The organism is Polaromonas sp. P1_F6 (assembly GCF_056405695.1).
This window is the reverse complement of the sequence record NZ_JBFUBQ010000003.1, coordinates 591,934-606,379: the sequence shown is the minus strand read 5'-3', so window position 1 is coordinate 606,379 and position 14,446 is coordinate 591,934. Positions and strand designations below refer to the sequence as shown.

The 14,446-nt window shown below is 59.9% G+C and carries 9 protein-coding genes; 2 read left to right on the top strand and 7 right to left on the bottom strand.

Going from position 1 to position 14,446, the window contains the following annotated elements:
• Positions 1-62 precede the first annotated feature (62 nt).
• The 6 genes from AC1DY9_RS12440 to AC1DY9_RS12415 form a co-directional block, all read right to left on the bottom strand.
• Entirely contained in the window at positions 63-6,245 is a 6,183-nt protein-coding gene (locus tag AC1DY9_RS12440) for a hybrid sensor histidine kinase/response regulator (RefSeq protein ID WP_457281037.1), read from the bottom strand.
• A gap of 68 nt (positions 6,246-6,313) precedes the next feature.
• Positions 6,314-8,605 carry a methyl-accepting chemotaxis protein gene (locus tag AC1DY9_RS12435; RefSeq protein WP_457281038.1) on the bottom strand — a complete coding sequence of 764 codons (2,292 nt, stop codon included), beginning with the start codon at positions 8,603-8,605 and terminating at the stop codon, positions 6,314-6,316.
• Between the two features lie 31 nt (positions 8,606-8,636).
• Positions 8,637-9,167: a chemotaxis protein CheW gene (locus AC1DY9_RS12430; RefSeq protein ID WP_092131850.1), complete on the bottom strand. Its 531-nt coding sequence runs from the start codon at positions 9,165-9,167 to the stop codon at positions 8,637-8,639.
• Positions 9,168-9,188: 21 nt separating this feature from the next.
• Positions 9,189-9,554 (bottom strand): response regulator transcription factor, encoded by a 366-nt coding sequence (locus tag AC1DY9_RS12425; protein WP_007864987.1) that lies wholly within the window; start codon positions 9,552-9,554, stop codon positions 9,189-9,191.
• Entirely contained in the window at positions 9,554-9,952 is a 399-nt protein-coding gene (locus tag AC1DY9_RS12420; RefSeq protein WP_457281039.1) for a response regulator, read from the bottom strand. Before AC1DY9_RS12420 ends, AC1DY9_RS12425 begins: the two co-directional genes overlap by 1 nt.
• A gap of 73 nt (positions 9,953-10,025) precedes the next feature.
• The gene (locus AC1DY9_RS12415; protein ID WP_092131853.1) at positions 10,026-10,199 is read right to left on the bottom strand and encodes a rubredoxin; all 174 of its coding nucleotides are present in this window, start codon (positions 10,197-10,199) and stop codon (positions 10,026-10,028) included.
• Positions 10,200-10,281: 82 nt separating this feature from the next.
• Between AC1DY9_RS12415 and thiD the strand changes: the two genes are divergently transcribed.
• Together thiD and hemL are read left to right on the top strand one after the other, a co-directional pair.
• Complete coding sequence (gene thiD, locus AC1DY9_RS12410) at positions 10,282-11,247, top strand: bifunctional hydroxymethylpyrimidine kinase/phosphomethylpyrimidine kinase (RefSeq protein ID WP_457281040.1); 966 nt, start codon at positions 10,282-10,284, stop codon at positions 11,245-11,247.
• Complete coding sequence (hemL, locus tag AC1DY9_RS12405; protein WP_477666640.1) at positions 11,228-12,568, top strand: glutamate-1-semialdehyde 2,1-aminomutase; 1,341 nt, start codon at positions 11,228-11,230, stop codon at positions 12,566-12,568. Before thiD ends, hemL begins: the two co-directional genes overlap by 20 nt.
• 242 nt (positions 12,569-12,810) lie before the next feature.
• On the opposite strand, the gene purH is transcribed toward hemL, so the two are convergent.
• Entirely contained in the window at positions 12,811-14,394 is a 1,584-nt protein-coding gene (purH, locus tag AC1DY9_RS12400) for a bifunctional phosphoribosylaminoimidazolecarboxamide formyltransferase/IMP cyclohydrolase (RefSeq protein WP_457281042.1), read from the bottom strand.
• Positions 14,395-14,446 lie beyond the last annotated feature (52 nt).

The window sequence follows — 14,446 nt, the reverse complement described above, 5'->3', positions numbered from 1 at the left end:
ATTATTTTAGGAGCTGCTTGCGCACGTTCTGCCTGGACTACAGCCTGATTTGGCTGTTTTTCTCAGGCAGAAGCGGCGGTTTCGGCGGCGCAGTAGTGGCGCACCAGACTCATCAACTCTTCTTCAGAGAACGGTTTGCCCAGATAGTGGTCGACGCCCAGCTCCTTGGCATGTTCACGGTGCTTCTCGGCGATGCGGGACGTGATCATGATGATGGGCAGGTTATTGAGGCGCACGTCAGCCCTGATGTTGCGCGCCAGGTCAAAACCATCCATACGCGGCATTTCGATATCTGACAGCACCACGGCTGGCCGCTCTTCCTGCAGGCGTTCAAGCGCTTGCAGACCGTCGGCCGCCATGGAGACACGGTAGCCTTCACGCTGAAGCAGGCGTTGCGTAACCCGGCGAACCGTAATGGAGTCATCGACCACAAGAATCAACGGGATCTGCGGGGCGACAGGTGCCGACATCGTCGTTTTCGCGACGCTGCCGCTGCCGCCGTCGGTGGTTGCCGCGGTAGCGCCAGAGCCTTCAAGCATGTGCGGCTCGGCCCGGTCTGAACTCCATGCGCGCGCCTGCTGGCCATACACGGAAGCCAGCGCAACCGGGTTGTAAATCAGCACGACCGCACCGGAAGCCAGCACTGACATACCGGCCAGGCCAGGCAAACGGGACAACTGGGGGCCCAGGTTCTTGACCACAACCTCCTGGTTGCCCAACACTTCATCGACGTGCAGGGCAATGCGCTGTGCGGCGCTTCGGAAGATCACGACCGGTGTGGTTTTGCCCTGGGCTTCGGCGCTGTGGTGCGAGGCCTGCAGCAATGCGCCGGACCAGAAGAAGGGCATCGACTCACCGGCAATCTCCAGTGTGCCGGTGTTATAGGCTTGCTGCAGTTCTTTGGCCGAAGCGCGCCTGACGGTTTCCACAACGTTGGCAGGTACGCCGATTGAGAGATTGCCCGAGCGGATCATCACCACCTGCGTCACAGCAGTAGTCAGCGGGAGTACCAGCTTGAAGTGCGTTCCCTGACCGGCGACGGTGGAGGTTTCGATCCGGCCACCGAGCGCGTTGACTTCAGAGCGGACCACATCCATACCGATGCCGCGTCCTGCCAGCTCGGTCACTTGCGCGGCCGTAGAGAAGCCGGGCATGAAAATCAGGTTCGCGGCGTCGCCGTCTTCCAGCGGTTGATCAGCCGTGATCATCCCGAGGCTGACGGCCTTTTCGCGAATACGTGCCAGGTTCAAGCCGGCGCCGTCATCGCTGAAGTCAACCGAAACGTCGTTACCTTCCTGGCGCAAGTGAACGGTGATCAGGCCGACCGGGTCCTTGCCCGCATCGGTGCGAACCTGCGTACTTTCAATACCGTGGGCCACGCAGTTACGCAGCAAGTGCTCAAAGGCCGGCGTCATACGGTCCAGCATGCCGCGGTCCATTTCCATGGTGCCGCCCAGCAAGTCCAGGCGGACCTGCTTGCCGGTTTCCTTGGAAGCCTGGCGCACCACGCGGTACAGACGCTCGGAGATGCCTTCGAACTCCACCATGCGGGTACGGAGCAAGTCGCGCTGCAGCTCTCGGGTCTGGCGAGCCTGAGCGATCAAGTCGTCTTCGGTGGCTTCCACCGTGCGCTGCAAGGTGCGCTGCACGGTTGCCACGTCATTCACCGACTCGGCCATCATTCGCGTCAGTTCCTGCACGCGGGTAAAGCGGTCGAACTCCAGCGGGTCGAACCCTGCCTGGGCTTCCTTGGCCTGAGCCAATCGCGACTGCATCTGGGTTTCAGCCTGCAACTCAATGTCCCGCAGCTGCTGGCGCAAGCGGTTCAAGTTACCGCTCATGTCGTTCAGCGAGCCCCGGAGCTGGCTGAGTTCGGCTTCCAGCCGGGAGCGCGTGATCATGACCTCACCAGCCTGATTCACCATGCGGTCAAGCAACTGGGAGCGCACGCGGATCGAGGCGTTGGCCGCCTGTCGCAGCGGCTGCATGGCCATGGTCTGCGGCGCAGGCACCGTGAGCTTGCGGCCCGCACCCACGGCAACCGGAGCGGCGCTCTCGGCTGGAGTTTCCTGTGCATCCACAATTGGGGCGGGCTTGTCCTGCGTGGTCGACTTCAGTACGGGCTCAACGGCCGCAATAGGCGCAACAGGCGTAATAGGCGTAAGCGTGACGGGGGCAGCCGCAGCAGCCGCATCAGCTCGGCGCAAGGCCTCAAATGTCGCTTCCATGGCGTCAAAACGCGTCATCAGGGGTTCGAATTCCTGGGTTGAAGCCGCATCAGAGCCGAGATGTTCGATTTCGGACTCAATCCGGTGAGCCATTTCGCCTAGCCGCAATGCACCTGCCAGCCGGGCGCTGCCTTTGAGCGTGTGAAGTGCGCGCAGGACTTCCATGCGTGCGCCCTGATTATCAGGACGTGAAGACCACTGCCGCAGTGCGCCCCCCAGCTGGGGCATGAGTTCTGCAGCCTCTTCTTCAAAAATCGGGAACAGGTCGGGATCAATCGCATCGACCGCATCGATTTCGTCGTCCTCGTCTTCCTCGAAGTTCGAGTTCACTGGTGCAGCCATGGTCGCTACCAGCCGGGCAGGCGGGGAGACGACAGCCGCAGGGGGAGGCACCGGCGTGACCTGAGCGGGGACCGGCATTTCAATTGCCTGAGCCAGGATCACTTCTGGTTCTGGCTCCGGTGAGCGCACTGGCTCTACAGAGACCGTTTCAACCTCCACCGATTCGGGGGAGAAGTCAAAGTCGGAAAAATCGTTACCCGGGGGCAAAACCGAATCAGAGAAATCGAGTTGCTTTAGCCTGTCAAGGATGGTTGCATCCGCCTCCTTGAGAAACCCGGCGGCAAATTGGTGCAGAAGCCGGCGGATGTCTTCCGCTGCATCAACAAATACCTGGCCATACCTGGCAGCGCCATTGCTGTGATGAACGCTGGACTGCTGCAAAGCCTGTTCAAGCGCCCGAGCCATTCCGGACAGGGCATGGAACCCGACAGTCGCGGAACTTCCCGCGAGGGAATGGGCCAGGGCGACGGTAGAGTCGCTGACCGGCTGGTTCAGCTCGAGCGCCCATTCGGCCACTTCAGTCACAAGCCGGCGTGACCATTCATCAGCTTCATTCAGATAGACGTTGTAAAGCGGAATTCCAATGCGCAAGGCACCGATGACCTTGACCTGTTCGTCACCATTGCCATCCAATGGCAGCACACTGTCAGTTGCATCGACATCATCCGTCTTCAGAACTTCGGCAGCCTGCAGGTGTTGCGGTTGCCCGGCCAGATCGGCGCCTTCGGCCGCTGTCGACAATTGTTGCTGCCCCTCAGGGGTGAAGTCAAAAACCACAGGCGCCGACTGTTCGGCCGCCACAGGCTCTGCCTGAAAGTGCTTGTCGAAATCCGCGTCCGACAGTTCGATCGCTTCTGTTGCATCCATCTCCGGGGACGCGAACGGCTCCGCCGCAGCGGGCTGCGTTGACGCAGGTGTTGTACCAGCCGTCGCAGAAACCGCGGACAGACTGCCGAAATCAATGCCTTCAATTTCTGCCACAGACGGACCTGCAGGCTCCACAGGGCTCGCGATCGCAGCTGTACCTTCCGACTCAAACATGAGGTCAAAATCCAAATCCGTCACGACGGCCGGGTCGGCAACAGGTTCAGCACCAGCAGTCTCGGGAACACCTGAATCCAGCTCCAGCTCAGGTGCCAGCGCTGTTGGCATTGCTGCCGCCACGGCGACCACAGGAACCTCGGCAATATCGACTACGGCAGTCACCAGGGGGCTGTAACGGCCCTCGGTGCGCATTGCATCGGCGCTGGCACGGAAAGTAGACGCCGACCACGAGCCATCGCGATTTCCTGCAATGTCTTCAATCCACTTTGCAAAACCGCCCATGGCTTCCAGCGACAAAGCCCGGAATTCATCCGTGGCAACCTTCTGGTCCGCCAGCCAGCTATTGAGCATCTGCTCAAGCGACCACGCCGCCTCGCCGAACTCGTTGAGCCCCACCATGCGGGAACTGCCCTTGAGCGTATGAAAAGCACGCCGCAAAACCGTGAGTTGAGATACATCGGCCGGATCATTGACCAGTGCAGCCAAAGCTTGCTGGCCGTTGCCGACAACTTCGCGTGCCTCTTCAAGAAAGATGTCACGGAGATCGTCTTCTTCAAAATCATCCGACGCGGCCGGGCTCTCAGGCGCCGCCTGCACCGGCGTTACGGCAAATGCCAAGGTCGTCAGCGCCTCCGCGGCAACACTCGCGTTGCTTCCGGAAACAGCGACGGCGGCTTCGCGCGCACTTTGGGCAAGCGCAGGCTGTTCGGCCAGCGCCGCATGCGTGGCCAGCGTGTCAAGTTTGAGCGTGAGGTTGTGGTCAGTTTCGCCAAGACCCGCATCCTGCACAACAGAAATCACTTCCTGTGACAGCACATCATTGTTGACCGTGACAGAGGTCGCCGCACTGGCGGCGTTCTGGGTACGGCCCATCAAAGGTTTGAGCTCGCCTTTTTCCGCGTCATAAACAAACAGTTTTTTTGCCAGCGCCGGCTGGTAATTCAACATGTCGATAAGGAAACTCAAGGCGCCAAGGTTGTTTCCGAGGTGCTCGAATGTTCCAGCCGCACGCGCGAGCTGTTCATCAATTTCAGTGACCAGCATCTGCTCGACGCTGTCTCGCATGCGCAGCACGGCGTGCGAGGCCTGGTCAAGCCCCAGTACCGACAGCACGCCACGCATTTGTGAAAGCTGGCCGGGCACGGATTGAAGCGCGACTTTGTCCTGCGGGTTGCGAAAAAACACATCAAGTGATTTTTCAAGCTCACCCAGCGACACACGCAACTCACCGACTACGCTGCCCATGGTCTGCTTGTCGCTGACCCGGCGATACAGTTCTTCCATCCAGCCTTCCAGGGGCTGTGGCTCACCGCCTGCACGGACGCCTTCCAGCCGCTCAGCAAGATTGGCTGTTCTCACAGCCAGCTGGGGATCGTTGGGATCCAGGTCATCAAAAGCGGCTTCAAGGTAAAGCACGGAGGTGGCCACTTCCATGGCCAGTTCTATTCCAGGGGCCTGACCAGACCGGACCGTCGTATCCACGGCGCGAGTCAATGCCTGCGCAAGTGGTTCGCTGGGCGGATGAAGCTTGAGCAGAGAATCCGTGACGAGGCTGAACTGGTCCGTCACGGACTTGAATTTATTGGCGTCCCCGGCGGAAAGCGACGACCAGGTTTCTTTCGCAGACGTGATGCGCTTGCGGGCCTGGGCGAGCAGAGCCGGATCAAAACGTCCGAACTGAACGAGCTCATAGTCCACCGGCTTGAAGCGGTTGAGACCATAGGCTGACCGGACTGCCGAAAGCGCAGGCGTGTCGCTGGCACGGGGAGAAACAGCCTGTGAACAGAAGAAGAGCAAATCCTGCGCCAGCCGATCAGATACCCCCGTATCACCCTTGGCAAGCGAGGCATACTGCATCAGGATTCGTGATGCAGCTCGCCGTACATAGATGTCCGACCCGAGCAACTCATGCGCGACCGCTTCGAAATAAGCCGCCGCGATCTTCCAGAATATCCTGGGTTGGCGGTCCGCCTGTCTGGCCGCAAATCCGAGGCTGAGCTCCTTCATTTTTTTGGCTGCCTGCGGTGCCTTACCCTTCATGATTTGAAGCACCGATTGATCCATGACAGCGCGAGCACCATCATCGTAATTGCGGGGCTCCGCTGTCGTCGCCAGTTCCGGCTCCAGCCAGCGCCACTCAAGCGGCCACAAGTCAGCCGGATGAATGCGGTCGGCCCGCACCAATTCCTGCACATCACGGTATTGGGGGAAAAGCGAAACGGGCGACACGGGCTTGTCGGCCAGCACACCTTCCAGATACTCGGTCAGCGCAAAACTGGCGCGTTCGATTTTGCCGGCAGCGTCCTGGCTGCATTGCTCAGGTTGCTGCACAAATTTCTGCACCGCAGCTTCCATCGCCCGCAACACCAACGCTGGCCCGGCAAGGCCCACCATTTCAAGCGCGCCCACGGCCTGATGCAGTTGCTGCCGTGCGATGCGCAACTGGCTGGCATCAAGCGCCGCAAGATCGGACCCACGCGCGGCTTCCGCGTCCCGCACAAAACGCTTCAGCGCTTTGGCAGCACCGTCCAGTGACTTGCGAAGTTCGTCAAGTACCCAGGCCAGGGGGCCCAGGTCATTGACAGCGAGGTCGAGCTCGGCAGCTGTTGAGTTCGGGACGTTGGATTGCATAGATAACGGGCCGGTTCAGGAATCGGTGTCAGGGGCGAAAGCTGCGTTCAGCGCACGACAAGCTGGCATCAGGCGATCTTGAATCGGGACACCGACTGGCGCAGCTCTTCAGCCATGCGGGAAAGGTCTCGCACCTGCTGTGCCGTGGAACGGGTACCTTCTCCCGTTTGCTCCGTCACTGCGAAAATGTGCTGAATGTTGCCGGCCACCACGTTCGCCGATGCGGCTTCGCGGGAGGCGGAGTTTGAAATCTGCTCAATCAGGTCAGCAAGCCGGCGTGACACCTGGTCAATCTCGGTCAGCGCGGTACCCGCGTTATCGGACAGCTTGGCCCCTTCAACCACACCCTGCGTGGAGCGTTCCATAGCGGCCACGGCATCCTGCGTGTCGGTCTGAATGGCTTTCACCAGGGCCGAAATCTGGCGCGTAGCATCTGCGGAACGTTCAGCCAGTCGCTGCACCTCTTCCGCAACCACGGAGAAGCCTCGCCCGGCTTCACCGGCCGACGCGGCTTGAATGGCGGCGTTCAGTGCCAGCACGTTGGTCTGTTCGGTAATGTCTGAAATCAGTTCGGTAATTTCACCAATCTCCTGCGAGGACTCACCGAGTCGCTTGATCCGCTTGGAGGTTTCCTGAATCTGGTCGCGGATGGAGTTCATACCGCCGATGGCGTTCTGCACAGCCTGCAGGCCGGATTCGGCGGCTGTCAGCGATTGGCGCGCCACCTGGGAAGATTCCTGCGCCTGCGTGGACACCTCGTTAATTCGGGATGCCATGTCAAGCACCGACTGGCCGGTTTCACGAATCTCGCGCAGCTGCTCAGTGGACGCTGCCAGCAGTTCGGTCGAGGTACTTTCCACCTGGGCCGTCGTTTGCGCAACGCGGGTCGCCGTGTTCTGTACGTTACCCACCAGCTGCCGCAACTCTTCAACCGTGTAGTTCACCGAGTCGGCGATAGCGCCGGTAATGTCTTCGGTCACGGTCGCTTCCTGCGTCAAGTCACCTTCAGCCACTGTCTGCAACTCATTCATCAAACGCAAAATGGCGGCCTGGTTGGCGTCGTTGACGCGCTTGGCGTCCTGCTCCTGTCCTTTAGCTTCCTGTCGCTGGGTTTCAGCAACCGCCTGGCGCTGCTTGCTGTCCTCCACCTGCAGCTTGGCCAGGCCGGCTGCGCACAATAGCGCAAAGGTAGCAGCACCCGCAAGGATGGCCAGCGACAAAACGCTCAGGCCGGTCTGCAACGACAACTTGCCCTGCAAATCCTCAAGGCCTCGGCGAAGGGGCTCGCTGTCCGCAATAATCGAAGATTGCGCTTCACGAGCAGACACCAGACCCTGCAAGTTACCCAAAATGGCACCGGCTTGCACACGGGTTTGCTCATAGAGCGCCATCAGGGCTTCCAGCCGCTCGCGCGTTTGCGGATCTTTGGAGCCGGCCAGGCGCAACTCGGGGCTGCCTTCTTGCAAACCCTGAGCAATTTCCTTGAACGAGTTCAAATCCTTGCCCAGCAGGAACACGGCTTCAGGGCTCACGCCCTCCATGGTCAGGAACTCATTGGCAGACTTACCAATCCGCTGGGTCAACATCACCAGCTGACCGGATGCCGAAATTTCAGCCGGCGCCGCATTCTGCTGGAGTTTGAGTGATGACACAGTTTCTGCAATTTCCAGCAAATCCGAAGACTGGCGGTTAATGGTGCGCAGGGCGTTGCCCACCTGGGTCAGAATATTTTGCTGGCCCATCACGGTTTTCGCGTTCTTTTCAGCGCGCTCCATGAAAGGCGTGACCTTTTCCACGTCAGATTGCAGATCATCGCTCACAGGCGCCAGACGCAGAGTTTCTTCACCGGATTTCAGGCCACGCACGGTTTTGGCCAGTACATCAGAACTCTCACGCACGTCAGGGAAGGCCTGGGCACTGCCCACCAGCGCCTGAGACACCGATTTCGCCAGACGCTGCGACTGCATCAATGACTGTCCGGTAGCCGCCACCTGTTGGGCTACTTTGTCCGCCTGGCTCAGCGCCAGAAAAGTCACCGTACCCAGGACAGCCACCGCGACGGCAAGGAAAAACACCAGCACCCGCTGATGCTGACCGATGGTCCTGCGGCCCAATAAAGGCAGACGCAGCAGCTCTTGATTTACCGCAGGTGCGCCGTCCTCGGCGGTCGCCATGCGGCTGGGCGCGAAAGCATCGTCACTACCGCCCGGCTGCCGAACCGCCGCGGTCTGAAGCGAAGCCTGATCCATGGCTCCGGTCGCAAGAGGATCTGGCGTACCGACGGAAGCCATGTCCATGCTGTCCTCAGGCTGATCGGGCTTGGTTTTAAATAGCTTCTGGATATTTTCAATAACAGACATGGTGAGCCTTCCGGGAGAGAAACAGTGTGCGCTATGCGCCTATCGTCAAAAAATGCGCTTGCTGGGCAAGCAACTGAAGGTTGATTTCCTGCCAGGTTGCACCATTGAGGTCAACGTACTGGTTGCCAAAGAAATCGGGCGCGTCGGGCGCTTTTTCGGAAAAATCACTGAACGCCTCCTGATTGCGCAGCCCGGACAGCTTGTCGATCAGCAATGCGCAGTTAACTTCCAGGGCGCTGTTGAGTGCAACAAGCCTGGAATCCGTGCGTGCAAGTTCGTTTTTGGGAGGGGGTGCTTTGCCGCTGACGTAACTCGCCAGATCCACGACGCCAAACAGGCCACCGCGCAAATTGGCAACACCGGCGAACCAGGCTTGCGTATACGGAACAGGCTGCGTACTGACCCAAGGGAAAATCTCACCGGATTGGCTCAGGGGAAACAGGTATTTCTTCCCGCCGGCCTCCACGGCCAGCCAGGACGCGGCAACGCCTTGCGTCCGCGCAATCTGCAACCTGTCGGCCAGCCGGGTTTGTAGCTCTCTAAGTGCTTGTCTGTTCGCCATGCTTTGGTTTTACGCCGTAAATCAGCCAAGGGCCTTGATTTTGGCCATCAGCTCATCAGCATCCACCGGCTTGGTGATGTAGTCGCGGGCGCCCTGCCGCATACCCCAGACACGGTCAGTTTCCTGGTTCTTGCTGGTGCACATCATGATGGGGATATCCGAGTACAACGGGTCGCGCGTGATGGCGCGCGTCAGCTGGAACCCGTTTTGCCCCGGCATCACCACATCCATCAGGATCAGTTCGGGCTTGTCTTCCGCCAGGCGGCGAAATGCGTCTTCTGCATTTTCAGCAGTTTTGACGGTGAAACCATTTTTGACCAGCAGATCGGTCAAGAACATCAATTCGGTTTTGGAGTCGTCAACTACCAGTATTTTCTTGATTGCCATCACACTACTCCTTGTTTAGCGCTGCCGAGATCCTGTACGGTCTGCAGCAGCTGATCTTTTGTAAAAGGCTTGGTCAGGTAGTCTTGCGAACCCACCATACGACCCCGCGCCTTGTCGAAAACGCCGTCTTTTGAGGACAGCATGACGATCGGGACACCAGCAAACTTTGCGTTGCGCTTGATAATCGCACAGGTTTGATAGCCATCCAGGCGGGGCATCAAAATGTCGCAGAAAATCAGGTTGGGTTCGTAGTCGTTGACCTTGGACAGGGCATCAAACCCGTCTTCGGCCAGCAATACTTCATGCCCCCCCTGCTTCAGGAATATCTCGGCGCTGCGCCGAATGGTATTGCTGTCATCGATGACCAAAACCTTCAGTCCGGAACTGGGAATACTCACTGCCTATGCTCCTCATGTTGCAGGCCCTCGGCAACTGCCGGCCTGCGATTGTCCAGGCAAGTGCCTAAGACGCTTAAATCTGAACCATTTCAAAGTCTTCCTTGCGGGCTCCGCATTCGGGACAGGTCCAGTTCATGGGCACTTGCGCCCATGGCGTCCCGGCGGCAATCCCGTGTTCGGGCGCACCGGCAGCTTCGTCGTAAATCCACCCACAAATTAAACACATCCACGTCATTGATTGAGTCACAGCTTAAGTTGCCTTCGAATAGAATGCAACAATTGTATCGAGGCGGCGTTGCTTATTCGCGTACAAGGCAAAATCGCAGCCTATGGCAAACCCCAAAAATCCTCAACTGGACAGCCGACAACTCCAAATCGAGGATACCGACGCATCGCCGGCTTGCGTCATGACATTCAACGCCAACGACCCCAGCGGAGCGGGCGGACTGACTGCGGATATTGCATCGATCACCTCTGCCGGAGCCCACGCGCTGGCAGTTGTAACAGGTGCTTATGTGCGCGACACGGCCGAAATTTTCGACCATTTTTCATTCGACGAAGAGGCTGTAACCGACCAGGCCCGCTCGGCGCTGGAAGACATGGCGGTATCCGCCATCAAGGTCGGATTTGTCGGCAGCCCCGAGAACATCAGCACCATTGCCGAGATCGCCTCGGACTATGCCGATGTGCCGCTGATCGCCTATATGCCCAACCTGTCGTGGTGGGAAGAAAGCGAAATCGACAGCTATCTGGACGCCTTTCGCGAGCTGATGCTGCCGCAAACCACAGTGTTGGTCGGCAACCACAGCAGCCTGTGGCGCTGGCTGCTGCCGGACTGGTCCGGGGAGCGCAATCCCTCGGCTCGGGACATTGCCAAGGCCGCCGCCGACCTGGGTGTTCCCTACACGCTGGTCACCGGAATCCCCATGCCCGACCAGTTCATCGACAACGTGCTGGCCACGCCGCAAGCCGTGCTTTACAGCGAGAAATTCGAACGTTTCGAGGCGGTCTTTGCCGGTGCAGGCGATACGCTGTCTGCGGCCCTTTGCGCACTGCTGGCCAACGGCCATGACCTGCAGGCGGCCACCTCCGAGGCACTGACTTACCTGGACCACAGCCTGGATGCCGGCTTTCATCCCGGCATGGGCAATATCGTGCCGGACCGCCTGTTCTGGGCACAGGCTGATGTCGATGAATCCGAAGACGAAGCGGCCGATGCCGAGACTGGCGATGACGCCGCCCTGGTTTTGAAGACTGAAATTGACCTGCCCCCCAATGGAACAACCAAACACTAAGCCCCCTGCCAAACCCCTTTCCGCCGAACTTTCCCGCAACAACGCGCTGTTTGAGCGCGCCAAAAAACTGATCCCCGGCGGCGTCAACTCCCCGGTTCGGGCCTTCAAGGCGGTAGGCGGCACACCCCGTTTTATCCAGCGCGCACAGGGCGCCTACTTCTGGGATGCGGACGGCCAGCGTTATATCGACTACATCGGTTCCTGGGGTCCCATGATCCTGGGCCACGGCCATCCGGCGGTGGTAGAAGCCGTGCAAAAAGCCGTGCTGGAAGGCTTTTCCTACGGCGCACCGACCGAACGCGAAGTCGAGCTCGCCGAAGAAATTGTGCGCCTTGTGCCTTCGCTCGAAATGGTGCGCCTGGTGAGCTCTGGCACCGAGGCGGCCATGAGCGCGATCCGCCTGGCGCGCGGCGCCACGGGCCGCAGCAAGATCATCAAATTTGAAGGCTGCTACCACGGCCATGCCGATGCGTTGCTGGTCAAGGCCGGTTCGGGCCTGGCCACTTTCGGCAATCCGACCAGCGCCGGCGTGCCGCCCGAAGTGGTGCAGCACACCCTGGTGCTCGAGTACAACCACCTCACCCAGCTCGAAGAAGCCTTCGCCCTGCACGGCAAGGACATCGCCTGCCTGATGATCGAGCCGATTGCCGGCAACATGAACTTTGTGCGAGCCAGCGTGCCCTTCATGAAACGCTGCCGCGAACTGTGTACGCAGCACGGTGCCCTGCTCGTGTTCGACGAGGTCATGACCGGCTTTCGCGTGGCGCTGGGTGGCGCCCAAAGCGTTTACGCCCGCAGCATTCCCGGCTTCAAGCCCGACATGACGGTCATGGGCAAGGTGATAGGCGGCGGCATGCCGCTGGCCGCCTTTGGCGGCACGCGTGCCGTGATGGAGCAACTGGCACCGCTGGGGCCGGTCTACCAGGCGGGCACGTTGTCAGGCAACCCCGTGGCCACCGCCTGCGGCCTGGCAACCTTGCGCGAGATCGCCAAACCCGGCTTTTACGAAGCCCTGGGCGCCCGAACCTGCAGCCTGGTCACCGGCCTCACGCAGGCTGCCGGCAAGGCCGGTGTGCCGTTTTGCGGTGACAGCGAAGGCGGTATGTTCGGCTTTTTCCTGCTCGGCCAATTGCCGCAGAACTACGCCACGGTCATGACGACCGACAGCCCTGCGTTCAATCGCTTCTTTCATGCGATGCTGGACAGCGGGGTGTATTACGCGCCGGCGCTGTATGAAGCGGGCTTTGTGAGTTCGGCGCATACGGACGCGGATATAGAGGCCACCGTGGCCGCAGCAGCGAAGTTCTTTGCTGCTGGCTGAAGCCGGCTTCACGCCGGCCATTTCTTGCCTACTCGGGCTCTAGGCCAATGGGGACGTGCGCAAGCAGCTATTAAATCAATAGCAAGTATTCATTGACATGAGGGTTGATGGCGCGTGGCAGGTTCTTGCCCCGCCTTTGGTCCGCTCACAAGAACGGGAAAGAAGCACCAATTGCTATCAATTTGATAGCTGCTTGCGCCCATTCCCATTGAGCTATCGATCAAAAACCCTCAGAACGTGACTTAATGCCGGAAATGCCGGACCCCGGTCAGCACCATCACCACTTCGCGCTCGTCGGCTGCCGCGATAACCTCATCGTCCCGCATGCTGCCACCGGGCTGGATCACGCAGGTCGCACCGGCGTCCACCACCACGTCGAGGCCGTCGCGGAAAGGGAAAAAAGCGTCGCTGGCCACCGCTGAACCCTGCAGCGTCAGCCCGCCGTTGGCGGCCTTGATGGAGGCTATGCGCGCCGAATCAATGCGGCTCATCTGGCCGGCGCCGACGCCCAGTGTCATGCCGTCCTTGCAAAAGATGATGGCGTTGGACTTGACGTACTTCGCGACCTTCCAGGCAAACAGCATGTCATGCAGCTGCTCCTGCGTCGGCTGCAGCTTGCTGACGACTTTCAGGTCGCCGATGGCCAGTTCGTGGTTGTCTGCGGTCTGCATCAACAGGCCCGAGCCAACGCGCTTGACGTCCATCAGGTTGCGGCCCTGCTTCCAGGCCGTGTCGCCGCCGGGCGGCAGGTCAATCTGCAAAATCCGCACGTTGACCTTGGTCTTGAATACTTCCAGCGCTTCGGGTGTGAAGGCGGGCGCCATCAATACTTCAACAAACTGCTTGGAAATCTGCTGCGCGGCGCGCTCGTCGAGCGGGCAATTGAGGGCAATGATGCCGCCGAAGGCCGAAGTCGGATCGGTCTTGAAGGCCTTGCTGTAGGCCTCCAGGCCGTCTTTGCCCACGGCCACGCCACAGGGGTTGGCATGCTTGACGATCACGCAGGCCGCACCGTCCTTGAGCAGGTCAAAACTCTTGACGCATTCCCAGGCGGCGTCGGCGTCGGCGATGTTGTTGTAAGAGAGCTCTTTGCCCTGCAGTTGTTTGGCCGTCACCAGCGAGCCGGGTGCGGGATACAGATCGCGGTACAGCGCAGCTTGCTGGTGCGAGTTTTCGCCGTAGCGCAGGTCCTGCACTTTCACGAAACGCCCGTTGGCCTGGCCGGGGAACATGCCGTGGCTGCCGTCGGCCTGGATGCCCGAGAGATAGTCGCTGATCGCGCCGTCGTACTGGCTGATGCGGTTGAATGCCGCTACCGACAAGGCGAACTTGGTCTTGTCGGTCAGTTTTCCACCGGTTTTCAATTCGGCCAGCACACCTTCATACTGCGAGGCATCGGTCAGCACACCGACATCCTTCCAGTTCTTGGCCGCCGACCGCACCATCGCGGGGCCGCCGATGTCGATGTTTTCAATCGCATCTTCCAGCGTGCAGCCAGGCTTGGCGACCGTCGACTCAAACGGATAAAGATTGACCACCAGCAAGTCGATGGTGTCAATGCCGTGGGTTTTCAGCGCGGCCATGTGCTCCGGCACATCGCGCCGGGCCAGCAGGCCTCCGTGGATCTTCGGGTGCAGCGTCTTGACACGGCCGTCGAGCATTTCCGGAAACCCGGTGTGGTCGGCGACTTCGGTCACAGGCAGGCCGGCGTCAGCCAGCAGCTTGGCCGTGCCGCCTGTGGACAGCAGCTTGATGCCCAGGGCATGCAGCGCCTGCGCGAATTCGAGGATGCCGGTTTTGTCCGAAACGGAAATCAGTGCGTTCATTTTTGTCTTCTCTAAAGAGGATGGCCGGCGAAAGGGCCGGACCATGGGAGCG